Origin of the sequence: Streptomyces sp. NPDC090106, from assembly GCF_044747265.1 — a bacterium.
Classification (GTDB): domain Bacteria; phylum Actinomycetota; class Actinomycetes; order Streptomycetales; family Streptomycetaceae; genus Streptomyces.
Genome location: NZ_JBIVDS010000006.1, coordinates 44,165 through 69,658 on the forward strand (window position 1 = coordinate 44,165; position 25,494 = coordinate 69,658).

The following is a 25,494-nucleotide window of genomic DNA, read 5'->3' on the forward strand; positions in this document are numbered from 1 at the left end:
CTCACGGGTGTCCGTGGCCGCGGCCCCTCAGGGGGCGATGCCCACTCCGGGGACGCGGCTCCACGCCTGCTCCTGCGCCGCGGTCATCGCCGGCCAGCGCAGACCGCCCGGGCGGGGGCGGACCCGGTCGGCGTAGGAGGAGGGACGGAACCCGGGGTCATGGAAGCAGCCGGTGCCGTACTCGGCGTCGAACGCGGGGCAGGACGCGGCCACCTGCGACGGCGTGGGCTTCCTGCCCGTGCGCACCCACCGGTCGAGGGCGGTGATCGACGCGGCGTACTCCGAGGCGCTCAGCCCGCTGTGCTCGCTCTCCCGGGAGAACGTCTGCACCAGGTACCGGCCGCGCCCCGCCCCCTCCAGGGTGGCGCGGTAGGCCGCCTCGTGCTGGACGAACGCCGTCGGGTCGTCGATCGCGTGCAGGGTCAGCACGGGGATCGACACCCGGCCCGTCAGATCGCTGTCGTACGACAGGTCCCTGCGCGCCGCCGGGTCGGCCGTGAACCGCTCCACGCCCGCGTTGAGCGCCTTGTCGTCGTGCGAACCCGAGTAGCGCACAACGGAGTTGGTGAACGGATTGCGGTCGCCGAGCCGGGTGTGCACGATGTCGCGGAACGTGAAGACGGAGAACCGCAGATGCGACTCCAGCGTGCGCTCCGGGATGCCCGTCACCGCGAGGATGTCGTCCAGGTTGCGCTGCTGGAGCGCGGTGCGGTCCGCGGGGGCCGAGGAGTAGCCGGTGCACTCCTCCAGCCGGGCGCGCAGCCCCGCCGACGTCAGTGCGGAGCCGGGGCGCAGGCCCTGCCACAGCGGGTACTGCGGCTCGGTGGGGCGGGGCAGGTTGGCGCAGTAGTACTGGTAGACCACGCGCAGGTCGACGCGGTAGTCGTAACCGCGCGAACCGCCCGCCAGCACACCGTTGGTCAACAGGGCCCCGTCGTACGGGCCATGGGGACCCGCGTACTCCTCGACGACCTTGGCGGCCACGTCGCCGCCCCACGACTGGCCGTGCACGAAGGTCCGTTCGGGCTCGCCGAACGCCGACACGAACAGCCGCCGCACGTTCTCCGTGTCCGCAGCCGCCATCCGCGTCCCGTAACCGCCCCGCCGGTAGGACGAACCCGCCCACGCGTACCCCTGGTCGACCATCACCGACCAGCGGTCCAGGTCGTCGACGCTGCGCGCGGGGTCGGAGGTGTCACCGAGGTCGGGTCCGCCGTGCGCGTGGACGACGAGCGAGCCGTTCCAGTCGTCCGGCACGGCGAGGGCGTAGTAGGCGCCGTTCGCGTCCTGGCCCGTGTAACAGGTCGCCTCGTCCGTCAGGCTCGGCGGACACGCCCCCGGGGCCGGGGCGCCCGTGGCCGCCCGGGCGGGACCGCCCAGGAGCGTGCCGGCCAGCGCCGCCGCCAGACCGATCGCGACGGCCGTCCGCCGCAGGGGTGTTCTCGGGGTCTTCATGCGCGGCTCCTCGTCGTCGTGGGGCGTCGGTGCGCCGCGCGATCGTAGGAAGCCCGCTCACAGGGAATCCATACCTCCGGAGTTTGTGTTCATAGAGTTCGCCGGCCCGGCCCCACGTGCTCGGTACCGGTGGCTCACGTCCAGCGGAGCCGGCGGCGGGCGCGGACGTACGAACGCCGTCCGAAGAGCCGCCACATCGGACGGGCGGCCGGCGGCGCCTTGGTGAGGAACAGCTCACGCTCCTCCTCGTCCATGTGCGCGGTCGGCACCGCGCCCAGGTCGGCGAGCCGGTCCGCCACCAGGTCACGGACCGGCGGACGGGCGTCTGCGGCCAGCGCCGGCAGCGCCTGGGCCACCTGCGCGACGAGCAGCTCCAGACGGTGCGGTTCCTCGTGTTCGGCGCGACGCACTTCGGCGCGACGCGCTTCGGTGCGGTGGACATGGTCCGGCCGCGGTGGCGGCGCGGCGCACGGAACACGGTTGCTGACGCGGATCGACGTCCCGTCGACAACGAGTGACAGCCGCGGGGAACGGGGCGACAGGGGAGCGGCCGGGGGCGGCCGGGGAGCCACTGGGGGGCACGCGCGAAGACGCCGCCGCTCCCGGGTGAGGGGGAGTGACGGCGTCCGGTGGGCCAGGGCCGGTCAGATGTCCCGGAAGATCTCGATCTGCGCCCCGATCGAGTTCAGCCGCTCGGCGAGGTCCTCGTAGCCGCGGTTGATGACGTAGACGTTGCGCAGCACGGACGTGCCCTCGGCCGCCATCATCGCCAGCAGGACGACCACGGCGGGACGTAGGGCGGGCGGGCACATCATCTCGGCGGCGCGCCAGCGGGTGGGGCCCTCGACCAGCACGCGGTGCGGGTCGAGGAGCTGGAGACGGCCGCCGAGACGGTTCAGGTCGGTGAGGTAGATTGCGCGGTTGTCGTAGACCCAGTCGTGGATCAGCGTCTGGCCCTGCGCGGAGGCCGCGATGGCCGCGAAGAACGGGACGTTGTCGATGTTCAGGCCCGGGAACGGCATCGGGTGGATCTTGTCGATCGGCGCTTCGAGCTTGCTCGGGCGGACCGTGAGGTCGATCAGACGGGTGCGGCCGTTGTCCGCGAAGTACTCGGGCGTGCGGTCGTGGTCGAGGCCCATCTCCTCCAGGACCGCGAGCTCGATCTCCAGGAACTCGATGGGCACCCGGCGCACGGTCAGCTCGGACTCCGTCACCACCGCCGCGGCCAGCAGGCTCATCGCCTCGACCGGGTCCTCGGAGGGGGAGTAGTCGACGTCGACGTCGATGGTCGGGACGCCGTGCACGGTGAGGGTCGTGGTGCCGATGCCCTCGACCTCGACGCCGAGCGCCTCCAGGAAGAAGCACAGGTCCTGGACCATGTAGTTGGAGGACGCGTTGCGGATGACGGTCACACCGTCGTGCCGCGCGGCGGCCAGCAGCGCGTTCTCGGTCACGGTGTCGCCGCGCTCGGTCAGCACGATCGGCCGGTCGGGCGTGATCGTCCGGTCCACCCGCGCGTGGTAGAGCCCCTCGGTGGCGGCGATGTCCAGACCGAAGCGGCGCAGCGCGATCATGTGCGGCTCGATGGTCCGGGTGCCGAGGTCGCAGCCGCCGGCGTACGGCAGCTTGAAGCCGTCCGCGCGGTGCAGCAGCGGGCCGAGGAACATGATGATCGAGCGGGTGCGGCGGGCCGCGTCCGCGTCGATCGCGGCCAGGTCCAGCCGGGCGGGCGGGACGATCTCCAGGTCGACGCCCTCGTTGATCCAGCGGGTGCGCACCCCGATGGAGTTGAGCACCTCCAGAAGGCGGTACACCTCCTCGATGCGGGCGACCCGGCGCAGCACTGTGCGCCCCTTGTTCAGGAGCGAGGCGCACAGCAGCGCCACACACGCGTTCTTGCTGGTCTTGACGTCGATGGCGCCGGAGAGCCGGCGACCGCCGACGACCCGTAGATGCATCGGTCCCGCGTAGCCCAGGGAGACGATCTCGCTGTCGAGCGCTTCACCGATTCGAGCGATCATCTCAAGGCTGATGTTTTGGTTGCCGCGCTCGATGCGGTTGACAGCGCTCTGGCTGGTGCCGAGTGCCTCCGCGAGTTGCGACTGTGTCCAGCCACGGTGTTGCCGGGCGTCACGGATGAGCTTGCCGATGCGTACGAGGTAATCGTCTGCCATGGGGCTGAGGCTATCTCAGATATGAGATGGCACATCCCGGGTGGACCATTGGGGTGATAAGCCGTCAATAGGCTTCAGTGACCACAAGGGTGGCAATCGTCGCTAATGGCTCTTCTTGGTCCGGGTCTTGCGCCAGCCGAACGGTCCGGGCAGGTCCACCGATGTCGTACGGCGGCCCGTGCTGCTGCTCGTGTGGCGCGGGCCGTGCTTGCCGCCGCCGGTGGTGATGGACCAGGAGCGGCGGTTGATGTTCAGCCGGACGCCGGGAAGGATCCGGAAGCTCTTGCGGAAGGTCAGGGGCATGCGGGCGTCTCCTTCGGGTTGGTCGCGTCCCCTTCGGATACCCCCGCTTCGGGAAGTGATGGCTCGCACATCACAGTGAGGCCGGGCATGACCATCCCGGCCTCATGTACTAGAGTTATCTCGACATCGAGATATCTGCCGAGGCGTACCGCCTCCGCACGCTTTCGAACCTCTGGCAGTAAGGCATGCCTAACTTAGCCTTACCTTAGCGGTTCCGCCAAGACGGCGTGGCGGCAGGATGCGGTGGTAAGCGCACCAAAATGAAGGAGACTGTCGTGTCGGCGAACAGCTTCGACGCCCGCGCCACGCTGAGCGTGGGTGACGAGTCGTACGAGATCTTCCGGCTGGACAAGGTGGAGGGCTCGGCCCGCCTGCCGTACAGCCTCAAGGTTCTGCTGGAGAACCTGCTCCGTACCGAGGACGGCGCGAACATCACCGCCGACCACATCCGCGCCCTCGGCACCTGGGACTCCCAGGCCCAGCCGTCGCAGGAGATCCAGTTCACGCCGGCCCGCGTGATCATGCAGGACTTCACCGGCGTGCCCTGTGTCGTGGACCTCGCGACCATGCGTGAGGCCGTGAAGGCCCTCGGCGGCGACCCCGCCAAGGTCAACCCGCTCTCGCCGGCCGAGATGGTCATCGACCACTCCGTCATCGCCGACAAGTTCGGCACGAACGACGCCTTCAAACAGAACGTCGACCTTGAGTACGGCCGCAACAAGGAGCGCTACCAGTTCCTGCGCTGGGGCCAGACCGCGTTCGACGACTTCAAGGTCGTCCCGCCGGGCACCGGCATCGTCCACCAGGTCAACATCGAGCACCTCGCCCGCACGGTCATGGTGCGAGGCGGCCAGGCCTACCCCGACACCCTCGTCGGCACCGACTCCCACACCACCATGGTCAACGGCCTCGGTGTGCTCGGCTGGGGCGTCGGCGGCATCGAGGCCGAGGCGGCCATGCTCGGCCAGCCCGTCTCGATGCTCATCCCGCGTGTCGTCGGCTTCAAGCTGACCGGCGAGCTGCCCACCGGCACCACCGCCACCGACCTCGTGCTGACCATCACCGAGATGCTCCGCAAGCACGGCGTCGTCGGCAAGTTCGTCGAGTTCTACGGCGAGGGCGTCGCCGCCACCTCGCTGGCCAACCGCGCCACCATCGGCAACATGTCGCCCGAGTTCGGCTCCACCGCCGCGATCTTCCCGATCGACGGCGAGACCCTGAACTACCTCAAGCTCACCGGCCGCTCCGAGCAGCAGGTCGCGCTCGTCGAGGCGTACGCCAAGGAGCAGGGCCTCTGGCTGGACCCGAAGGCCGAGCCCGACTTCTCCGAGAAGCTGGAGCTGGACCTCTCGACGGTCGTCCCCTCGATCGCCGGCCCCAAGCGCCCGCAGGACCGCATCGTCCTCGCGAACGCCTCCCAGCAGTTCGCCTCCGACGTCCTCAACTACGTCGACACCGCCGACGAGGCCGGCAAGGAGTCCTTCCCCGCCTCCGACGCCCCGGCCGCCTCGAACGGCGTCCCGTCGAACCCGGTCACCGTGACCGCCCCCGACGGCTCGACCTACGAGATCGACCACGGTGCGGTGACGGTCGCGGCCATCACCTCCTGCACCAACACCTCGAACCCCTACGTCATGGTCGCCGCCGCGCTCGTCGCGAAGAAGGCCGTGGAGAAGGGCCTGACCCGCAAGCCGTGGGTCAAGACCACCCTCGCCCCGGGGTCGAAGGTCGTCACCGACTACTTCGACAAGGCCGGTCTGACGCCGTACCTCGACAAGGTCGGCTTCAACCTCGTCGGCTACGGCTGCACCACCTGCATCGGCAACTCCGGCCCGCTGCCGGAGGAGGTCTCCAAGGCGGTCAACGACCACGACCTCGCCGTGACCTCGGTGCTCTCCGGCAACCGCAACTTCGAGGGCCGGATCAACCCCGACGTCAAGATGAACTACCTGGCCTCCCCGCCGCTGGTCGTCGCGTACGCCCTCGCGGGCTCCATGAAGGTGGACATCACCAAGGACGCCCTCGGCACGGACCAGGACGGCAAGCCCGTCTACCTCCAGGACATCTGGCCCTCCGAGGCCGAGGTCAACGACGTCGTCGCGGGCGCCATCGGCGAGGACATGTTCTCCAAGTCCTACCAGGACGTCTTCGCGGGCGACGCCCAGTGGCAGGCGCTGTCGATCCCGACCGGCGACACCTTCGAGTGGGACGCCGAGTCCACCTACGTCCGCAAGCCCCCGTACTTCGAGGGCATGACGATGGAGACCACCCCGGTCACCGACATCGCCGGCGCCCGCGTCCTGGCCAAGCTCGGCGACTCGGTCACCACCGACCACATCTCGCCCGCCGGTGCCATCAAGGCCGACACCCCGGCCGGCAAGTACCTCACCGAGCACGGTGTGGAGCGTCGTGACTTCAACTCCTACGGCTCCCGCCGAGGCAACCACGAGGTCATGATCCGCGGCACGTTCGCCAACATCCGCCTGCGCAACCAGATCGCGCCGGGCACCGAGGGCGGCTACACCCGCGACTTCACCCAGGCCGACGCGCCGGTGTCGTTCATCTACGACGCCTCGCAGAACTACCAGGCCGCCGGCACCCCGCTGGTCATCCTGGGCGGCAAGGAGTACGGCTCCGGCTCGTCCCGCGACTGGGCCGCCAAGGGCACCGCGCTCCTCGGCGTCAAGGCCGTCATCACCGAGTCGTACGAGCGCATCCACCGCTCGAACCTCATCGGCATGGGCGTCCTGCCGCTCCAGTTCCCGGCCGGCCAGAACGCCGACTCCCTCGGCCTGACCGGCGAGGAGACCTTCTCCATCGCCGGCGTGACCGAGCTGAACGAGGGCACCACCCCCGCCACGGTCAAGGTCACCACCGACACGGGCGTCGAGTTCGACGCGGTCGTCCGCATCGACACCCCCGGTGAGGCCGACTACTACCGCAACGGCGGCATCATGCAGTACGTGCTGCGCAACCTGATCCGCAGCTAGTCGCTCCACAGCCCCGGGGCTGGTGAGGGCCGTGTTCCCGCGAGGGGGCGCGGCCCTTCGCCGTACCCGCCGCCGGAAGCGGCAGGTCATCACGCATCCTCAGGCTGAACACAGGATTCCCCCAGCGGACGGGGACAGGATCAGGACATGACTGGCACCGCGGGGTTCCGAAACGGTCGTGTCCGTGTGCTCGTCGTCGACGACGAGCCCGCCCTCACCGACGTGCTCTCCGTCGCCGTCGAGGAGGCCGGATGGCGGGCCTACCCGGCACTGGACGGACAGAGCGCGCTGCGGATCGCCCGCGGCTGCCCGCCGCACGCCGTCGTCCTGGACTGGATGCTGCCCGACCTCGACGGCCTCCAGGTGCTGCGCCGGCTGCGCCACGACAACCCCCGGCTGCCCGTCCTCATGCTCACCGCCCGGGACGCCCTCGAACACCGCCTCGACGGACTCGGCGCGGGTGCCGACGACTACGTCACCAAGCCGTTCACCCTCCAGGAGGTCGTGCTGCGGCTGCGCGGGCTGCTGCGCCGGGCCGGGGCCGTCCAGGCCAGAACCGACGCGTCGGTGAAGGTCGTCGGCGACCTCGTGCTCACCGAGGAGAGCCGTGAGGTGCACCGCGCGGGCGCGCCCGTCCAGCTCACCGCCAAGGAGTTCGAACTGCTCGGCCTGATGATGGAGCACCCGCGGCAGGTCCTCAGCAAGGCCCAGATCCTCGCCCATGTGTGGAGCACCTCCTTCGACGGCGGCGGCAACCTCGTCGAGGTCTACATCTCCAGCCTCCGCCGCAAGATCGACCGCGGCCGGGCGCCGATGATCCACACCGTGCGCGGCCTCGGCTACGTCCTGCGCCCCACGGGGGACGGCAGATGACCGCCCGGTGGCGGCTCCGCTCGATGCGGACCCGCCTGCTCGTCTTCATCGGCCTCGCGCTCGCCGCCGTGTGCGCGGCGATGGCGCTCACCACCGTCCTCGTCCAGCGCTCCTACCTGCTGGGCAACCTGGACGACCGGGTCGACAACGCCGCCGAACGCAGCCTGGGCGGCGCCCGGTTGCACGCCGACGACCCGTCCGACCTCGGCTTCCTCATGGAGAGCGGCCACCCCACCGGCATGCTCGCCGCCCGGCCCGCCGACGACGGGAGCATCCTCGTCGCCGAGACCGTCAGCCAGGACGCGCCGCCCACGGCCCTCACCGACGCCCAGAAGGCCGCGCTCACGGACGTCGACGCCGACGGCGCCATGCACACCGTGGACATCCCCGGCCTCGGCACCTACCGGGTCACCGTGCTGGAGAACGACGGCGTCCGGGTCATCGCCGGTCTGCCCATGGACGACGTCCAGCACATGATCAGCGGCATGGTCGTCGTCGAACTCGTCGTCGCGGCGATCGGCCTCGCCGCCGCGGGCGCCCTGTGCACCGTGGTCATACGACGTCAGCTCCGGCCCCTGGGACGGGTCGCCGCCACCGCCGTCGAGGTCTCCCGGGCGCCCCTGGACCGCGGCGAGGTCAGCGCCCTCACCCGCGTCCCGGCCCAGGACACCGACCCGGGCAGCGAGGCCGGACAGGTCGGCGCCGCGCTCAACCGGATGATCGAGCACGTGGAGTCGTCGCTGAGCGAGCGCCAGCGCACCGAGGAACGCATGCGCCGCTTCCTCTCCGACGCCAGCCACGAGCTCCGCACCCCGCTCGCCTCGATCGCCGGCTACGCGGAGCTGATGAACCGCGGCACGGACCGCATCGAGCCCGGCACCGCCTGGCGCCGCGTCTCGGCGGAGTCCGCGCGGATGACCGGCCTGGTCGAGGACCTGCTGCTGCTCGCCCGGCTGGACGAGGGACGGCCGCTGGAGTCCGCGGAGGTCGACGTCGCGGCGCTGGTCGCCGAGGCGGTGTGGGACGCGCGGGCCGCCGGGGGCGGTCACGACTGGCAGCTCGAACTCCACCTCGACGCGGCCCCGTTGGTCCTCGGCGACGAGGGACGCCTGCATCAGGTCGTCGCCAACCTCCTGGCCAACGCCCGTGTGCACACGCCCTCCGGGACGCGGGTCACCGCCGTCGTGGAGACGGGGCCCGGACGGTGCGTCGTGCGGGTCCGGGACGACGGACCCGGCATCCCCGCCGGCCTCCTCCCCGCCGTCTTCGAACGCTTCACCCGCGCCGACGCCTCCCGCACCCGCGCGGACGCCCGCTCGGGCGGCTCCGGCCTCGGCCTGGCCATCGCGGCGGCCATCACCTCCGCCCACGGCGGCCTGATCCACGCACACAGCACCCCGGGCCACACCGAGTTCACCGTGGAACTGCCGCTCCACACCCCGGACGACGCCCCGTCCCCGGCCACCACACGCCCCGGAACGGGGGAGGAGACACCGACGCGCCCTCGGACCGCCTCGGTCTGAGGGGAGGCACGCCGTGGTCCCGCACCGGCTCTACCCTGTGCGGATGACGCCCACCGCACTGCTCCGACGTGCCCTGCACGACGACCCCGGCGACCCGCCCCTGCGTCGACTCCCGGACGAAGCGGCACGGTTGCTGTGCGAGCTGGCCGTTCCGCCGCGCCTCGCCGCCCACTTGAGGGCCGTGCACGACGTGGCGTACCGGATCGTGGAGTGGGTGGAGCGACGGCACCCGCGGCTCCCGCTCGACCGTGACGCGGTGCTGTTCGGCGCCGCCACGCACGACATCGGCAAGACCGCCCACCGGGCCGAACTCTCCGGCCCGGGCTCCGCCCACGAGGACGCCGGCCGCCGGATCCTGCTCGCCCGCGGCGTCGAACCCCGTCTGGCCCGTTTCGCCGCGACGCACGCGACCTGGACGCTGCCGGACCTCGGCCTGGAGGACCGTCTGGTGAGCGTCGCCGACAAGGTCTGGAAGAACAAGCGGGTCCCGGACCTGGAGGACCTCGTCGTCAGAGACCTCGCCGAGGCCGGTGGCCGGACCGTCTGGGAGGAGTTCCTCGCCTTCGACGACCTGCTGACGACCCTGGGGGACGGCGCCGACGCGAGGCTGGCGTTCCAGTCGTCGTACCCGGTCTGACCGGCCCCGTACGGGCCGGATCGGCGACTCCGGCGCCCGCCGGGTGACGTCGCGCCCCACCCCGTCCTGCCGCGCGGACCACCGCCGCGGCGCGGCGCGCCGTACCGCGGCCCTCGTGCGCCAGACGTTTACAGCCGCCCCCGTTCGCGCTACGTTCACCGACAGGTGGGGTGGGAGCGCTCCCATGCGGTCGGACCGGAACCCGCCCGACAGGAGCCCCCCACCCCGCCCGGTCACAGGCACGACGCGGCCCAGGTCGCACGCGCGTGTCCGCACACGCATCCGCGCGCCAACGGTCCGCGCCCACCCGCACCCCTTCCGCACGCGCGCCTCCGCACCCCCTCGCCCGCGTGCACCCGCACCCGCATCCGCACGTCCCGTACCCCACGGAACGGACCTGACTGTCATGATCCTGACACCCGATTCGGCCCACTCGGCCTCATCGGCGCCCCCGGGGCGCCGGTCGACGGCCCTCTCCCGCCTGGCGCTCCCCACGCGTGCCCGGGCCCTCTTCCTCGTCCTGGTCTCGCTGCTCGCCACGATCCCGGCCGTCGCGCTCGTGATGACGGCCGGCGGCACGGCGGAGGCGCACGGCACCCCGATGAAGCCCGCGAGCCGCACCTTCCTGTGCTGGCAGGACGGACTGACCGACACCGGGGAGATCAAACCGGTCAACCCGGCCTGCAAGAACGCGCAGGCGGTCAGCGGGACCACGCCGTTCTACAACTGGTTCTCCGTGCTCCGCTCGGACGGCGCGGGCCGCACCCGCGGCTTCGTCCCGGACGGCGAACTGTGCAGCGGCGGCAACACCAACTTCACCGGCTTCAACGCCGCCCGTGACGACTGGCCGCTCACCCATCTCACCTCGGGCGCGACGGTCGACTTCTCCTACAACGCCTGGGCCGCGCACCCGGGTTGGTTCTACGTGTACATCACCAAGGACGGCTTCGACCCCACTCAGACGCTCACCTGGGACGACATGGAGGCCTCGCCGTTCCTCACCGTGGACCACCCGCCGCTGAACGGCACCCCGGGCACGGTCGAGGCCAACTACTCCTGGACCGGGCAGCTTCCGGTGAACAAGTCGGGCCGCCACATCGTCTACGTGGTCTGGCAGCGCTCGGACAGCGCGGAGACCTTCTACTCCTGCTCCGACGTCGTCTTCGACGGCGGCAACGGCGAGGTCACCGGCATCCACGACCCCGGCGACCCGACCGACCCGGTGCCGGGCACCTGCTCGGCCACCCGCCGCACGACCGGCTCGTGGTCCGGCGGCTACCAGTCCGAGGTGACCGTCACCAACTCCGGCGACGTGCCGATGCTCGGCTGGATGGTCGACTGGACCCTCCCGTCCGGACAGCAGGTCGCGAGCCTCTGGAACGGCAACGCCACCTACAGCGGTCAGGACGTCATGGTCCACAACGCCGACTGGAACGGTTCCCTCGATCCGGGGGAGAGCGCGAACTTCGGCTATGTCGTGACCGGAAACGGCGGTGACTCGTCGACGACCCTTCCCTGTCAGGTCGGTTGACGCCTCCGCACCGCGCGGACCCGGTGGGGCTCCCACCGGGTCCGCGCGCCGGGCAGGCTAGGGGGAGTCTCTGCCCGGATCTGCGGGTGGTCTGACGGGGCCTGAAGCCGGCTCGTGGTGACATCGCGTAGCGGACAACGATGTCGACAACGTTTTCAGTCGCCCGGAATCTCACTCTACTGCCTCGATGGATGCCTCGGTCAAGCGAGTTGAGGCAAGCTTGAGGAGGCGCCGGGATGTGGAGCGGACCGTTCCCGGGGCCGGTTCGACCGGGCCCATCCGGGTGGCCCCGCCGCGCGGCCCCGCGGCCACCGGCCCCTCGCGTGGTACCGCTGCGCACGTGAAGTCCCTGATCCTCGCCGCCGCCCTGGCCTTCGCCGGTGTCCACCCCGTCGCACCGCCGCCCGAACTCGTCGACGACCCCACCCCGTACGTCGACCCCCTCATCGGCACCCGCGCCGGAGGCAACGTCTTCCCCGGTGCCGTCACCCCCTTCGGCATGCTCTCCTGGAGCCCGGAGAACACACGCGGCCACGCCACCCGCACCGCCGCCCCGGGCGGTTACCACTACGACGTCCCCCGCATCCGCGGCTTCAGCCTCACCCACCTGTCCGGCACCGGATGCGCGGGAGCGAGCGGGGACATCCCGTTCTTCCCGTACGCCGGTGAGGTCACGTCCTCTCCCGCGAGCGACACCGGGGACGCGGTGTACGCGGCCGGCTTCGACCACGCCGACGAGCGGGCCGAACCGGGGCACTACCGGGTGCGCATGGCGAGCGGCGTCACCGCCGACCTCACGGCCACCACCAGGACGGGCTCCGCGCGGTTCACCTACCCGGCGGACCGCCCCGCCTCGCTCCTGATCCGGACCGCCAACTCCGAGGTGGGGTCGACGGATTCGGAGGTCGAGATCGTTCCCGTGACCCGTACGGTCTCCGGCTCCGTCACCTCCGGCAACTTCTGCGGCCACCTCGACCCGGAGGGCCGGCGCGCCTACTACACCCTGCACTTCACCGCCCGCTTCGACCGCGCCTTCCGGGCCGCGGGCACCTGGACCGACGGCCGCCTCGGCCCCGGGTCGCTGCGGGCGAGCGGCGGCACCGGCGGCTTCACGGACCAGGGGTGGCCCGTCGCGGGCAAGGGCGCGGGCGGCTATGTGGAGTTCGCTCCCGGCGACGGGCCCGTGAACGTCAAGGTCGGCATCTCCTACGTCAGCCGGGCCGGGGCCGCCGCGAACCTCGCCGCCGAGAACCCGCCCGAGCGCTCCTTCAACGAGGTGCGCGAGGCCGCGCGCGGCGCCTGGCGCGACCGGCTGGACGCCATCCGGGTCGGCGGCGGCACGGACGCCGAACGCACCACCTTCTACACCGCGCTCTACCACTCCCTGCTCCACCCGAACGTCATCAGCGACACCGACGGCCGCTACCGCGCCGCCGACGGCGCCCCGCACACCACCGCCCGCGACGCCCAGTACGGCACCTTCTCCGGCTGGGACGTCTACCGCGACCAGGTCCAGCTCCTCACCCTCCTGGAACCGGACACCGGCGCCGACATCGCCCAGTCGCTGTACGAACTCGCCCGGCACAACGGCGGGATCTGGGACCGCTGGCTGCACGGCGCGAGCGGCACCCACGTCATGAACGGCGACCCCTCACCGATCGCCCTCGCCGGGATCCACGCCTTCGGTGGCACGGACTTCGATCTGCGCGGGGCTCTCGCCTCCCTGGTGAAGGCGGCGACCGTGCCGACCCGGCAGGACCTGTCGGCCGCCGGGAAGCCCGTCCTGTCCGTGGGGCAACGGCCCTCCCTGGACCGGTACCTGGCCCACCACTACATGCCGGCCGAATCCAACGCCTGGGGCGGGGCGGCCGAGACGCTGGAGATGTCCGGCGCCGACTTCGCGCTCGCCCAACTCGCCCTCGCGGCGGGGGAGGAGGAGACGGCCTCGGCGTTCATGGAGCGGGCACGATGGTGGCGCAACAGCTTCGACCCCGCCGCCCACCCCACCGGCGGCTACATCGCCGACCGCGAGGCCGACGGCAGGTGGGCCGCCGGTTTCACCCCGGCCACCGGCAACGGGTTCGTGGAGGGCAGTGCCGCCCAGTACACCTGGATGGTCCCGCACGACCAGGCCGGACTCCACACCGCGATGGGCGGCGCCGCCCGGGCCCGCGCCCGCCTCGACGCCTTCTTCCACGACGCCGACGGTGACTGGGCCCTCACCGGCAGCGGCGGCGAGAAGGCGGAGCTGGACAACGAACCGTCGATCAACGTCCCCTACCTGTACGCCTACGCGGGCGCACCCCACCGCACGCAGGAGACCGTCCGCGCCGCGATGCGGCAGCTCTGGTCGACCGCGCCGGGCGGCATCCCCGGCAACGACGATCTCGGCGCCATGTCGTCCTGGTACGTGTTCGCCGCGCTCGGCATGTACCCGCAGGTTCCCTCCCGCGCCGAACTGGTCCTGGCCTCACCCCTGTTCCCCCGGATCGAGATCGACCGCCCGGACGGCGACGGCATCACCGTCCGCGCCGAAGGAGCCGCCGCGCACCGGCCGTACGTCCGCTCCCTGAAGGTCGACGGCCGCGGCAGCGAGCGTCCCTGGCTCCCCGCCTCCTTCGTCCGCGACGGCGGCACCCTGGACTACGTCCTGTCGGACAGCCCCGACCCGGCCTGGGGCGCCGCTCCCGAGGACGCCCCGCCCTCCTTCCGCCAGAGCGCGCGGGTCATGCCGACGGTGCGGTGAACAGGGCCGCCAGCCAGTCGAGTTGGCGGCGGGTGTGGACCGCGTCGCCGCCCTCGTGGCCGTTGAACGGGTAGGCGTGGATCTCGGTGCGGGGAGCGGCGCCGGACAGTTCCCCGTACCGGTTGAAGGCCGCGTAGGCGCCGCTCGGCGGGCAGACCGTGTCGCGCAGGCCGACGCCGAAGTGGGCCGGGGCGTGGGCGCGGCGGGCGAACGAGACGCCCTCGACGTAGGAGAGCGTGCGGTAGGCGGCCGTCTCCGCGCCCCGGTGCACCGAGAGATACGCGGCGATCTCGCCGTACGGGCTCGCGTCGGTGAGGTCGAGGGCGCGCCGGACACCGCACAGCAGGGGTGCGGTGATCAGCGCCGCCGCCAGGTCCGGGACCAGGCCCGCGACCGCCAGCGCCAGGCCGCCGCCCTGGCTGTTGCCGGCGGCGACCGTGCGGGCGGGGTCGGCGCCGGGCAGGGCGCGGGCCGCCGCCACGGCGCGCACCGCGTCGGTGATCAGACGCCGGTAGTGGTAGTCGTGCGGGTCGAGCAGCCCGCGCACCATGGCGCCGGGGCCGCCGGGCACCCCGGCGTGCGGGTCCGGGGTCGCGCCGCCGCTGCCGTACTGGTCGCCCTGACCGCGGTTGTCCATCAGCAGATGCGCGAATCCGGCGTTCACCCAGGTCAGGCGCTCGTGGGGGAGGCCACGGCCGCGTCCGTAGCCCGCGTACTCCACGACGACGGGCAGCGGGTCGCGCACGTCGGCCGGGCGGTTGTACCAGGCGCGGACCGGCTCGCCCGCGAAGCCGCGGAATGTGACGTCCCAACTCCGAGTCAGACGCAGTCCGTTGGCCGTCGGGGCGACCGAGAGAAGAGGGTCGGGGCCGTCGGCCTCCTTGAGAGTGGCGTGCCAGAAGGCGTCGAAGTCGGCGGGCTCCTCGGGCAGCGGGCGGTGGTGCACCAGCTCCGTCAGCGGCAGGTCGAACGCGGGCACGGGGCACCTCGCAGGAGTCGGAGTGCGGAGGGAAACTTGCGGAGTTCGCTGTGCCGGACGTACCGGTTCTACCCCGGCAGGCCGTCGCTTCAACTCCGCTCGCCCGCATCAAAAGGCCGCTGCGGCACCCATTGACAGCGCTTTCCGACGCCTTTAAGTTGCCGCGAAGTTACCGGTAAGAGCTCGAAAGTTTCGGTTCCACGCGTTCGACGAGATCCGCGCCTCCGCCCCGAGAGGACCGAGCATGAGCACCCCCACGAAGTCGGCCTCTCCGCCGGGCGTCCAGGACCCGCCCCGCTCCGCCCCGGCCAAGTCACGTTCCCCGCGCAGGGGTTGGCGGCGCGCGCTGCGCCGTGACTGGCAGCTCTACTCGCTCGCCGTGCTGCCGCTGCTGTTCTTCCTGGTGTTCCGCTATCTGCCGATGATCGGCAACGTCATCGCGTTCCGCCGGTTCGAGCCCGGCGGGTCGGTCTTCGGCGAGCAGTGGGTGGGCCTGCGCTACGTCGAGATGTTCCTCGGCGACCCCACGTTCTGGCAGGTGTTCCGGAACACGCTGTGGCTCGGCGGCCTCACCCTCGTCCTGTGCTTCCCCGTCCCGATCGTGCTGGCGCTGCTGCTCAACGAGGTGCGCAGAAGCGCCCTGAAGCGGTTCGTGCAGTCGGTGTCCTACCTCCCGCACTTCCTGTCGATCGTGATCGTCGCGGGCATCACGATGCAGATGCTCGCCACGGACGGCCCCGTCAACCACCTGCTGGACCGGCTCGGCCACGACCCCGTCCGGTTCATCCAGGAACCCGGGTGGTTCCGCGCGATCTACGTCGGCTCGGAGATCTGGCAGACCGCCGGCTGGGGCACGATCCTCTACCTCGCCGCCCTCACCACCATCGACGAGGACCTCTACGAGGCCGCCCGGATCGACGGCGCGGGCCGCTTGCGGCAGACCTGGCACGTCACTCTGCCCGGCATCCGGCCCACCATGATCACCCTGCTGATCCTCAACGTCGGCACGTTCATGGCCGTAGGCTTCGAGAAGGTCCTGCTGCTGTACAACCCGCTGACCTACCCGACCTCCGACGTGATCTCGACGTACGTGTACCGGACCGGCGTCGAGTCCAACAGCTTCAGCTACGCCGCCGCCATCGGCCTGTTCGAGGCGGTCATCGGGCTGGTGCTGATCACGTCCGCCAACCAGCTCTCGCGCCGCACGGCCGGGACGAGCCTGTGGTGAGGCCGAGCCGCTCGTACCGTGTCTTCCAGGGCGTCAACGGCCTGGTCCTCACCCTCGTCGTGGTCGTCACCCTGTACCCGTTCCTCAACATCGTCGCCCGCTCCTTCAGTGGCGAGCGGCAGATCCGCGCCGGTGAAGTCACCCTGTGGCCCGAGGGGTTCAACCTCACCACCTACGACATCGTGTTCCACGACGCGATGTTCTGGCGCAACTACGGCAACACCGTCCTCTACACGGTCGTGTCGACGGCCGTCGCCATGGTCCTGACGACCTGCTACGCCTACGTCCTGTCGAAGAAGGACCTCAAGGGGCGCGGCGCGCTCGTCGGGGTCGCCGTGTTCACCATGTTCTTCACCGGCGGACTCATCCCGAACTACGTGCTGATCACCCAGCTCGGGCTGAAGAACAGCGTGTGGGCCATCGCCCTGCCCAACGCCATCAGCGTCTTCAACCTGCTCGTGATGAAGGCCTTCTTCGAGTCCCTGCCCGGCGAGTTGGAGGAGGCCGCCCAGATCGACGGCCTGAGCACCTACGGCATCCTGCTGCGGATCGTCCTGCCGCTGTCCAAGGCGGTCGTCGCGACGATGGTGCTCTTCTACTCGGTGGCCTTCTGGAACTCCTGGTTCAGCGCGTTCCTCTACATGGACAGTTCGGACCTGATGCCGGTCACCGTCTACCTCCGGAACATGATCCAGGGCGCCACCGGGGGCTCCACCGCGGGCGCCGCGACCGACCAGCTCAGCCAGGTCGGCGCCAACATCCAGGCCGTCACGATCGTCCTCACCGCGCTGCCCGTCCTCTGCGTGTACCCGTTCGTCCAGCGCTACTTCGTCTCCGGCGTGATGCTCGGCGCGGTCAAGGGTTGAGCCGTCCCGTCGATCCGACTGTGGAACAAGGGAGTTCCCATGCAGAACACCGGCCGGCTCTCCCGGCGCCAGCTCCTCGGCGCCGCGGGCTTCATCGGTCTTGCCGGCCTCACCGGCTGCGGCAGCGGCGGCGACGGCGGGGACGGCAAGGACCTGTCGAAGAAGCAGAACGGCGCCATGAAGGAGTACCGGGCGGGACAGCGGTTCAAGGCGACGAAGGCGCTGTCCTTCTCCCTGTTGCACAACAACAACCCCGTCTACCCGTACCGCGGCGACTGGCTGTTCTGGAAGGAGGTCACCCGCCGCACCGGCGTCACCCTCAAGGCGGTCGACGTCCCGCTCGCCGACTACGAGAAGAAGCGCAGCGTCCTGATCGGCGCGGGCGACGCACCCTTCCTGATCCCGAAGACGTACCACCCCTCCGAGGTGGCCTTCGTGTCCTCCGGCGCGGTCCTCCCGGTCAGCGACTACGTCCACCTGATGCCCAACTACCGGGACAAGGCGAAGAAGTGGAAGCTCGGACCCGAACTCGACTCCATCCGCCAGTCCGACGGCAAGTACTACCTGCTGCCCGGCCTGCACGAGAAGGCCAAGGCCGGCTACTCGCTCTCCTACCGCACCGACGTCCTCGACCGCCTCGGCCTGACCCTGCCCACCACCTGGGACGAGGTGCACACCGTCCTCGAAGCCCTCAAGGCCGAGTCCCCGGACACCTACCCCTGGACCGACCGCTGGAGCACCAACACCCCCTTCCCCTGCGGGGCGTTGTTCAACTACCTCGGCGGTTCCTACGGCGTGAAGGCCGGCTGGAGCTACGACAACATCAGCTATGACACCGACGCGGGCGCGTTCGTCTTCACCGCCGGCCAGGACGCCTACCGCGCCATGGTCGAGTTCCTGCGGGGGCTCGTCGCCGAGAAGCTCCTCGACCCGGAGAGCTTCACCCAGACCGACGACCAGGCCGTGCAGAAACTCCTCTCCGGGACGTCGCATGTCATCAGCGCCAACCCGCAGGAGCTGGTGCAGAACTACCGCTACAACCTGGAGAAGCAGGTCGAGGGCGCACGCATCGAGATGACCCCGGTGCCGCTCGGCCCGGCCGGACCCGTGGTGCTCGGCGGGGCCCGGCTGGAGAACGGCGTCATGATCTCCACCAAGGCCCTCAAGAGCGACACCTTCGTCGCGATGATGCAGTTCGTGGACTGGCTCTGGTACTCCGACGAGGGCCAGAAGCTCTGCAAGTGGGGCGTCCAGGGCACCACGTACACCGAATCCGGCGCCACCTACACGCTGGAGCCCGGCATCTCCCTCATGGGCTCCGACCCGGACGCCCCCAAGGACCTCCAGAAGGACTACGGCTTCTTCAACGGCGTCTTCACCTACGGCGGCAGCTGGGCGCTGGTCTCCTCCAGCTTCGGCCCGGACGAGAAGGCGTTCCAGGGCGCGATGGCCCAGCGCGAGCAACTGCCCATCGACCCCGCCCATCCGCTGCGGTCCGCCGAGCAGGAGCAGGCCACCCTCTGGGACACCCCGCTCAAGGACCACACCATCCAGAACACCCTGAAGTTCGTCCTCGGCAAGCGTCCGATGTCCGAATGGGACGCCTTCCTCGCCGAGTCGAAGGCCAAGAACATGGACCGGCTCGTCGACCTGCACAACACGGCGCACGACCGCTTCCGGAAGGAGAACGGGTGATCCGCGTCCCCGACGAGCCGATCGGCCGGATGTCCGAGGCCTGGCGCCACTGCGTCGGCACTGGCCGCCTCGAACTCGCCCTGCGCCGCGACTACCAGGACTCGCTGCGGCTCCTCCAGGACGAGATCGGCTTCCGCCACATCCGAGGCCACGGCCTCCTCAGCGACGGCATGGCCGTCCACCGGCCCTACGAACACGACGGCGCCCGGCGGGTCCACCACTCCTTCACCTACGTCGACCAGGTCGTCGACGCCTACCTCGACCTCGGCATCCGCCCCTTCCTCGAACTCGGCTTCATGCCGTCGGAGTTGGCGTCCGGCAGCCAGACGGTCTTCTGGTGGCACGGCAACGTCACCCCGCCCCGCTCGTACCGGGAGTGGGCCGACCTGGTCCGCGCCACCGTCACCCACCTCGTCGACCGCTACGGCCTCGACGAGGTCCGCACCTGGCCCATCGAGGTGTGGAACGAGCCCAACCTGCCCGACTTCTGGGAGCACGCCGACGAAACGGCCTACCACCGGCTCTACGAGGTCACGGCCCGCACCGTGAAGGAGGTGGACGCCTCCCTCCAGGTCGGCGGGCCCGCGATCTCACCCGGCGCCGACGACTGGCTCGACCGCTTCGCCGAGTTCACCGAACGCCACGACGTACCCGTCGACTTCGTGTCCCAGCACGCCTACACCTCGGGACCCGCCCAGCACGTGCCCTTCGGCGTCCACCAGACCCTGGAACCGGCTCAGCGCCTCCTCGACCAGTTCGCCGGTCCCCGCGACCGCCTCAAAGGCACCAGGCTCGCGGAACTCCCCGTCCACATCACCGAGTTCAACTCCTCCTACCGCCCCGACAACCCGATCCACGACACCGCCTTCCACGCCGCGTACCTGGCACCCGTCCTGGCGCACGGCGGTGACCACGCCGACTCCTTCTCCTACTGGACGTTCAGCGACATGTTCGAGGAGGCCGGCCCGCCGACCGCGCTCTTCCACGGCGGCTTCGGCCTCCTCACCCACCGCCAGGTGCGCAAACCGACCTACCACCTCTACGCGTTCATGGCCCGCACCGGGAGCGAGCTCCTCGCCCGGGGCGCCGACCACCTCGTCACCCGCCACCCCGACGGCCGCGTCACCGTCCTCGCCTGGGCGCCCGTCGACGCGAGCGGCGGGACACCCGGACCCGCCGGGCACCGGCTGCGCCTCGCCGTCCCCCTGCGCGGCGCCGAGGCCTTCGCCCGCCGCTCCACCGTCGACGAGGAGTACGGCAACGCCCGCACCGCCTGGCTGCGGATGGGCAGCCCCCGCTCACCCGACCGGCGCCGGCTCGACATACTGCGTGAGGCGGCCGAACCGTCGCGCCACCACCAGCGGCTCCCCGTCACCGACGGCCGTGTCGCACTGGACCTCACCCTCACCCGGCACGAGGTGACGCTCGTCGAGATCGGCCCGGTCCACGAGGAGGCCCCGAGCTGGACGGACGAACGACGCCTGCTCGGCAGGGACCCGGGGCGGACGGACCGGAACGCCGACCCCGCCCCGGACCCGGCCGAGGGAAACCCCTGATGAGCGCCCCGGCCCACCCCGCGTCCGCCACCGCCACGTCCACCACCCCCTTCGGCGCGGGCCCCCTCTCCCGGGCCGCCGCCCTCGTCCACACCCTCCTCACCGTCGAGGCCCTGCTCCTGCTCGCCGCCTCGCCCGGTCTCGCCGCCCTGTTCCTCGTGGGCCCCGACCCGTCCCACCTCCCCCTGGCGGCCCTGTGCCTGCTCCCGCTGGGTCCCGCCCTGTCGGCCGCCGTGTACGCCCTGCACCACCGCGACCGCGACCTGACCGACCTGCACCCGGCGCGCGCGTACCGGCGCGGCTGGCGGCTCAACGCCGGTCCCGCGCTGCGGATCTGGGCGCCCCTGCTGGCCTGGCTGACGGTCATCGCCTTCACGCTCACACACTTCGCCGCGACCGGACTGCCGGCCTGGTGGGCGCTGCTGCTCGCGGGCGTCGGCGCGGGCTCCCTCCTGTGGGGCGCGCACGCCCTCGTGCTGGTCTCGCTCTTCACGTTCCGGACCCGGGACACGGCCCGCCTCGCCGTCCACTTCCTGTTCCGGCACGGCCGCGCCACCCTCGCCGTCGCCTCCCTGCTGATCCTGACCGCCGCGCTGACCGCCCTGCTGACCGAGGCCCTGCCCGCCCTGCTGGCCGCCCCGCTGCTGCTGTCCCTGCTGCACGGCGACCGCACGGTGATCGCCGAGACCGAGAGGGACTTCACCGCATGACACCCGTCCCCCCGAACCACCCCGGCACCCCCACCGAGCCGGGCACCCCCATTACGCCGGGCACCCCCATTACGCCTGGCGCCTCCACCGGGCCTGGCGCCTCCACCGGGCCCGGTATCTCCGCCACGCCTGGCGTCTCCGCCGAGCCTGGCGCCTGCCCCGAGTCCGGCACCTCTGCCACGCCTGGCGTCTCCGCCGAGCCCGGTGTCTCCGCCGCGTCCGGCACCCCGTCCCCGTCCCCGTCCCCGCTCCCCGAGACCACCCGCATCCCCTACGGCGGCGACTACAACCCCGAGCAGTGGCCGGAGCCGGTCCGGGACGAGGATCACCGTCTCTTCACCCAGGCGTCCATCGACACCCTCACCGTCGGTGTCTTCTCCTGGTCGCTCACCCAACCCGCCGAGGACACCTACGACTTCACCGTCCTCGACGGCATCCTGGACCGCGCCGAGGCCGAGGGCCGCCGGGTCTGCCTCGCCACCGGCACCGCCGCCCTCCCGCCCTGGCTCGCCAAGAAGCACCCGGAGGTCAACCGCACCGACTTCGAGGGCCGACGCCACCGCTACGGCCAGCGCCACAACTTCTGCCCCAGCTCACCGGCGTACCGCCGCCTCTCGACCGCGCTCGCCGGACGCCTCGCCGAACGGTACGCGGACCACCCGGCGCTGCTCGCCTGGCACGTCAACAACGAGTACGGCGGCGTCTGTTACTGCGACCTGTGCGCCGACGCCTTCCGGGCCCGGCTGCGCCACGCGTACGGCACGCTCGACGCCCTCAACGACGCCTGGTGGACCACCTTCTGGTCGCACCGTTTCACCGACTGGGCCGAGATCGAACCGCCCAGCGCGCTCACCGAGCACTGGCGCGGACCCGACCACACCGCCTTCCAGGGCATCACCCTCGACTACGCCCGCTTCACCACCGACGCCCTGCTCGGCTGCTTCGTCGCCGAGAAGGAGGCGATCCGACGCCATGACGCCGCCACGCCCGTCACCACCAACCTCATGGGCACCTACCGCCCCCTCGACTACCACCGCTGGGCACCCCACCTCGACTTCGTCTCCTGGGACAGCTACCCGCCCCTCGACGCCCCGCCGACCCGGCCCGCCCTCGCCCACGACCTGATGCGCGGCCTGAAGGACGGCGCCCCCTTCTGGCTGATGGAACAGACCCCGTCGACGACGGCGTGCCGGGACGTCAACCCGCTCCGCAGGCCGGGCGAGCTGCGCTTGGCGACCTTCCAGGCGATCGCGCACGGTGCCGACGCCGCCCTCTACTTCCAGATGCGCGCCTCACGCGGCGCCTGCGAGAAGTACCACGGCGCGGTCATCGGCCACGCGGGCCGCGACGACACCCGCGTATTCCGCGAAGTCGCCGCTCTGGGTTCCGAGTTGAAGACTCTCGGCGACGCCACCCTGGGCGCCCGTACCCCGGCCCGTACCGCCCTCCTCTTCGACTGGGACAGCTGGTGGGCCCTGGAGATGTCCGACGGGCCGTCCCGGCTGGTCAAGTACCAGGACATCGTGCACGCCTACTACCGGGCCGCCCGGCAGGCCGGTGCCGACGTCGACGTCGTCCCGGTCACCGCCGACCTCACCCCCTACGACGTGGTCCTCGCGCCCGCCCTGTTCATGGTCAAGGGCGACCTGCCCGCACGCCTGGAGGCCGTGGCCGCGCGCGGCGGCACCGTCCTCACCACGTTCCTCTCGGGCCGCGTCGACGCGCACGACCTCGCCTTCCTCACCGACGTCCCCGGCCCGCTCGCCCCGCTCATGGGCGTCCGTGTCGACGAATGGGACGCCCGGCCGCCGGAGTTCACCCAGACCGTCCCCGAACTCGGCACACACGCCCGCCTCGTCTTCGAGATCGTCCAGCCGCGCGGCGCCGAACCGGTCGCCACCTACGGCGAGGACTTCTACGCGGGCACCCCGGCCGTCACCCGCAACCGGTACGGCGACGGCGGCGGCGAGGGCTGGTACGTCGCGACAGCCCTCGACCAGCCCGGAACGGACGACGTCGTCCGCCGCGTCCTGGCCCGGCACGGCCTCACCGGCCCCTACGCCGGCCATCCGACCGTGGAGACCGCGACCCGGGTCGCCCCCGACGGCACCCGCCTCCTCTTCCTCCTCAACCACGCCACCGAAGCGGTGCGGTTGACGGCCCACGCCACCGCGACCGATCTGCTCACGGGCAGGCAGAGCAAGGCCGGGGATCCCCTCGCCCTCGGCCCGCTCGGCGTCGCCGTCCTGCGGCTCCAGCGGCTTCAGTAGACGATCCGCCCCCGGGCGTCGGGCACCCCCGACTTACGGAGGAAGTAGCTGTTGATCTGGTCGCGCCACTCGCGGGCGCAGCGGACCTGCTCCTCGAACAGCTCCGCCACCCGCGCGTGGCGCCCCGGCTCCACCGACCCGGCGAGCGAGGCCCACACCCGGCGGGCCTCCTCGACCTCCTCCACGCCCTCGAAGTGCGTGTCGTAGATGTGCTGGATCACCGTCCGGCCGCTGCCGAGCACATGCCCGTACGGCACATGGTGGAAGAAGAGCAGCAGCTCGTCGGGGCAGGTGCCGGGCGATTCGTACGCCTCGGCCCACCGATCGGCGTACTGGCCGGCGAACCCGGTGCCGGTCGCCGCGGAGCGGTCCACGCCGACGCCGTCCCGGTCGGCGAAGTGGTAGGTGCCCCACGGGCTGTACTCGTACCCGTCGACGCCCGGCCCGTAGTGGTGCCCCGGCTGCACCATGAAGCCCACCCCGAGCGGCGCCGTGTACTTCTCGTACGTCCGCCACGAGCCATCGAGGACGGCCCGCACCCCGGCCGCCACCTCCGGCTCGGCTCCGAAGGTCAGCCGGATCCAGTCGTCGAGGATCACGGAGACGTCCGCGTCGGGCCGCCAGGCCAGCCGTCCGAAGGTGTACAGGTTCGCCTGCGCCAGCGGATGCCCGGTCCAGTACGGGTCGTCCCCGGTGTTCGCGACGGCCACCAGCCCCCCACTGGCCAACTCGCCCACGGAGCCGCGGTCCTCGGGGCGGAACCGCAGCACCTCGCTCCACATCGGCCCCAGCCAGCAGACGTGCCGCTGCTGCCCGGTGTACTCCTGGGTGGCCTGGAGCTCGACGGCGAGCCGGGTCCCGGGCATCGCGCCGATCAGCGGCGACACCGGCTCGCGCACCTGGAAGTCCATCGGGCCGTGCTTGACCTGGAGGACCGCGTTCGGTGCGAACTCCCCGTCCAGCGGCACGAAATGGTCGTAGGCGGCCCGTGCCCGGTCGGTGCCGCGGTCCCGCCAGTCCTGGTGGTGGTTGTAGACGAAGGCCCGCCAGTGCACGGTCCCGCCGTACGGGCGCAGCGCCTCGGCCAGCAGGTTCGCCCCGTCGGTATGGCTGCGGCCGTACGCGAACGGCCCCGGCTGTCCCTCCGAGTCGGCCTTCACCACGAACCCGCCGAAGTCCGGGATCTCCCGGTACACCCGAGCGACCGCCTCCGCCCACCACGTCCGCACCCCCGGGTCGAGCGGATCGGCGGTCGCCAGGCCCCCGAGGACGACCGGCGCGGCGAAGCTGACCGACAGATGCGTCCGGATGCCGTACGCCCGGAACTCCCGTGCCAGTGCGGCCACTTCGCCGATCCGGTCGGTCAGCAGCCGGGCCTCCGCCGCGTGCACGTTGACATTGTTGACGGCCACGGCGTTGATACCGCAGGACGCGAGGAGCCGCGCGTACGCCGACACCCTCGGCAGCAGGTCCGCGCGGGCCCGGCCGTCCCGCCAGAACAACGAGCCGCCCGCGTACCCGCGCTCCACCTGGCCCATCACCGGGTGCACGGCCACGTTGTCCCAGTGGTCCAGCATGCGCAGCGGCACGGCCGGCCGGTGCGTCCGCCGGGCCCGGGTCCCGGTGAACGCCTCCTCGCCGAGCCGCACCACGTGGAAGAACCCGTACAGCAGCCCGGCCGCGCCGGACGCGGTGACCGACGTACGGCCGCCCTGGCGCTCGAAGGTGAACGCCTCCGACGCGTCGGAGCCGGTCAGTTCGAGGACCAGGGCGTACGGGCCGGGGGACGCCTCGCGGTCGACGCGTCCCCCGAACCGCTCGCAGGCGTCGGCGGTGTCCCGGTGCAGGGTGTCGACCAGCGGACCCGAGCCGCGGATCAGTGTCCGCCGGGCACCGATCGCCCGGAACGCGCCGGGCGGCAGCCAGGCTCCGTCGACTCCCTGCACAAGAACCCCCGA

Annotated in this window: 17 protein-coding genes and 1 pseudogene; 12 read left to right on the forward strand and 6 right to left on the reverse strand. The window is 71.5% G+C overall.

Going from position 1 to position 25,494, the window contains the following annotated elements; translation table 11 throughout:
* Positions 1-27: 27 nt before the first annotated feature.
* The 4 genes from ACIPSE_RS20475 to ACIPSE_RS20490 all read right to left on the reverse strand — a co-directional run bounded on the left by ACIPSE_RS20475 (position 28) and on the right by ACIPSE_RS20490 (position 3,932).
* Complete coding sequence (locus ACIPSE_RS20475; RefSeq protein ID WP_401664497.1) at positions 28-1,455, reverse strand: hypothetical protein; 1,428 nt, start codon at positions 1,453-1,455, stop codon at positions 28-30.
* Positions 1,456-1,589: 134 nt separating this feature from the next.
* Positions 1,590-1,865 (reverse strand): hypothetical protein, encoded by a 276-nt coding sequence (locus ACIPSE_RS20480; protein WP_401664498.1) that lies wholly within the window; start codon positions 1,863-1,865, stop codon positions 1,590-1,592.
* A gap of 234 nt (positions 1,866-2,099) precedes the next feature.
* A complete protein-coding gene (locus ACIPSE_RS20485) occupies positions 2,100-3,629 on the reverse strand; it encodes a helix-turn-helix domain-containing protein (RefSeq protein WP_401664499.1) in 1,530 nt (509 codons plus the stop codon).
* Between the two features lie 102 nt (positions 3,630-3,731).
* Positions 3,732-3,932 carry a DUF4236 domain-containing protein gene (locus tag ACIPSE_RS20490; protein ID WP_401664500.1) on the reverse strand — a complete coding sequence of 67 codons (201 nt, stop codon included), beginning with the start codon at positions 3,930-3,932 and terminating at the stop codon, positions 3,732-3,734.
* Between the two features lie 275 nt (positions 3,933-4,207).
* On the opposite strand from ACIPSE_RS20490, the gene acnA reads away from it, so the two are divergent.
* The 6 genes and pseudogenes from acnA to ACIPSE_RS20520 form a co-directional block, all read left to right on the forward strand.
* The gene (acnA, locus tag ACIPSE_RS20495; protein ID WP_401664501.1) at positions 4,208-6,922 is read left to right on the forward strand and encodes an aconitate hydratase AcnA; all 2,715 of its coding nucleotides are present in this window, start codon (positions 4,208-4,210) and stop codon (positions 6,920-6,922) included.
* Positions 6,923-7,069: 147 nt separating this feature from the next.
* The gene (locus ACIPSE_RS20500; RefSeq protein WP_401664502.1) at positions 7,070-7,795 is read left to right on the forward strand and encodes a response regulator transcription factor; all 726 of its coding nucleotides are present in this window, start codon (positions 7,070-7,072) and stop codon (positions 7,793-7,795) included.
* Positions 7,792-9,318, forward strand: a complete 1,527-nt coding sequence (locus ACIPSE_RS20505) for a sensor histidine kinase (protein ID WP_401664503.1) — start codon at positions 7,792-7,794, stop codon at positions 9,316-9,318. Before ACIPSE_RS20500 ends, ACIPSE_RS20505 begins: the two co-directional genes overlap by 4 nt.
* A 43-nt stretch (positions 9,319-9,361) precedes the next feature.
* The gene (locus tag ACIPSE_RS20510) at positions 9,362-9,955 is read left to right on the forward strand and encodes an HD domain-containing protein (protein ID WP_401664504.1); all 594 of its coding nucleotides are present in this window, start codon (positions 9,362-9,364) and stop codon (positions 9,953-9,955) included.
* A 406-nt stretch (positions 9,956-10,361) separates the two neighbouring features.
* Positions 10,362-11,486, forward strand: a complete 1,125-nt coding sequence (locus ACIPSE_RS20515; RefSeq protein WP_401664505.1) for a lytic polysaccharide monooxygenase — start codon at positions 10,362-10,364, stop codon at positions 11,484-11,486.
* A gap of 340 nt (positions 11,487-11,826) precedes the next feature.
* Positions 11,827-14,202, forward strand: a pseudogene (locus tag ACIPSE_RS20520) (GH92 family glycosyl hydrolase); the annotation flags it as partial.
* Between the two features lie 10 nt (positions 14,203-14,212).
* On the opposite strand, the gene ACIPSE_RS20525 reads toward ACIPSE_RS20520, so the two are convergent.
* Positions 14,213-15,211: an acetylxylan esterase gene (locus ACIPSE_RS20525; RefSeq protein ID WP_401664506.1), complete on the reverse strand. Its 999-nt coding sequence runs from the start codon at positions 15,209-15,211 to the stop codon at positions 14,213-14,215.
* Between the two features lie 244 nt (positions 15,212-15,455).
* Between ACIPSE_RS20525 and ACIPSE_RS20530 the strand changes: the two genes are divergently transcribed.
* From ACIPSE_RS20530 to ACIPSE_RS20555, 6 genes are read left to right on the forward strand one after another with little or no spacing between them, the layout of a single operon-like run.
* Positions 15,456-16,439 carry an ABC transporter permease gene (locus tag ACIPSE_RS20530; RefSeq protein ID WP_401664507.1) on the forward strand — a complete coding sequence of 328 codons (984 nt, stop codon included), beginning with the start codon at positions 15,456-15,458 and terminating at the stop codon, positions 16,437-16,439.
* A complete protein-coding gene (locus tag ACIPSE_RS20535; protein ID WP_401664508.1) occupies positions 16,433-17,305 on the forward strand; it encodes a carbohydrate ABC transporter permease in 873 nt (290 codons plus the stop codon). Before ACIPSE_RS20530 ends, ACIPSE_RS20535 begins: the two co-directional genes overlap by 7 nt.
* 39 nt (positions 17,306-17,344) lie before the next feature.
* Positions 17,345-19,000 (forward strand): extracellular solute-binding protein, encoded by a 1,656-nt coding sequence (locus ACIPSE_RS20540; protein WP_401664509.1) that lies wholly within the window; start codon positions 17,345-17,347, stop codon positions 18,998-19,000.
* A complete protein-coding gene (locus tag ACIPSE_RS20545; protein ID WP_401664510.1) occupies positions 18,997-20,556 on the forward strand; it encodes a xylan 1,4-beta-xylosidase in 1,560 nt (519 codons plus the stop codon). The genes ACIPSE_RS20540 and ACIPSE_RS20545 overlap by 4 nt, the downstream gene beginning before the upstream one ends.
* Entirely contained in the window at positions 20,556-21,266 is a 711-nt protein-coding gene (locus tag ACIPSE_RS20550; protein WP_401664511.1) for a hypothetical protein, read from the forward strand. Before ACIPSE_RS20545 ends, ACIPSE_RS20550 begins: the two co-directional genes overlap by 1 nt.
* Complete coding sequence (locus ACIPSE_RS20555; RefSeq protein WP_401664512.1) at positions 21,263-23,536, forward strand: beta-galactosidase; 2,274 nt, start codon at positions 21,263-21,265, stop codon at positions 23,534-23,536. Before ACIPSE_RS20550 ends, ACIPSE_RS20555 begins: the two co-directional genes overlap by 4 nt.
* On the opposite strand, the gene ACIPSE_RS20560 is transcribed toward ACIPSE_RS20555, so the two are convergent.
* Positions 23,530-25,482, reverse strand: a complete 1,953-nt coding sequence (locus tag ACIPSE_RS20560) for an alpha-glucuronidase (RefSeq protein WP_401664513.1) — start codon at positions 25,480-25,482, stop codon at positions 23,530-23,532. The genes ACIPSE_RS20555 and ACIPSE_RS20560 overlap by 7 nt on opposite strands.
* Positions 25,483-25,494 lie beyond the last annotated feature (12 nt).

Excerpts from the sequence above, each read along its gene's own strand:
- ACIPSE_RS20500 (WP_401664502.1), top strand. The coding sequence starts at position 7,070 with ATGACTGGCACCGCGGGGTTCCGAAACGGTCGTGTCCGTGTGCTCGTC.
- ACIPSE_RS20475 (WP_401664497.1), bottom strand. The coding sequence starts at position 1,455 with ATGAAGACCCCGAGAACACCCCTGCGGCGGACGGCCGTCGCGATCGGT.
- ACIPSE_RS20510 (WP_401664504.1), top strand. The coding sequence starts at position 9,362 with ATGACGCCCACCGCACTGCTCCGACGTGCCCTGCACGACGACCCCGGC.
- ACIPSE_RS20490 (WP_401664500.1), bottom strand. The coding sequence starts at position 3,932 with ATGCCCCTGACCTTCCGCAAGAGCTTCCGGATCCTTCCCGGCGTCCGG.
- ACIPSE_RS20485 (WP_401664499.1), bottom strand. The coding sequence starts at position 3,629 with ATGGCAGACGATTACCTCGTACGCATCGGCAAGCTCATCCGTGACGCC.
- ACIPSE_RS20550 (WP_401664511.1), top strand. The coding sequence starts at position 20,556 with ATGAGCGCCCCGGCCCACCCCGCGTCCGCCACCGCCACGTCCACCACC.
- ACIPSE_RS20555 (WP_401664512.1), top strand. The coding sequence starts at position 21,263 with ATGACACCCGTCCCCCCGAACCACCCCGGCACCCCCACCGAGCCGGGC.
- ACIPSE_RS20505 (WP_401664503.1), top strand. The coding sequence starts at position 7,792 with ATGACCGCCCGGTGGCGGCTCCGCTCGATGCGGACCCGCCTGCTCGTC.
- ACIPSE_RS20530 (WP_401664507.1), top strand. The coding sequence starts at position 15,456 with ATGAGCACCCCCACGAAGTCGGCCTCTCCGCCGGGCGTCCAGGACCCG.
- ACIPSE_RS20540 (WP_401664509.1), top strand. The coding sequence starts at position 17,345 with ATGCAGAACACCGGCCGGCTCTCCCGGCGCCAGCTCCTCGGCGCCGCG.
- ACIPSE_RS20515 (WP_401664505.1), top strand. The coding sequence starts at position 10,362 with ATGATCCTGACACCCGATTCGGCCCACTCGGCCTCATCGGCGCCCCCG.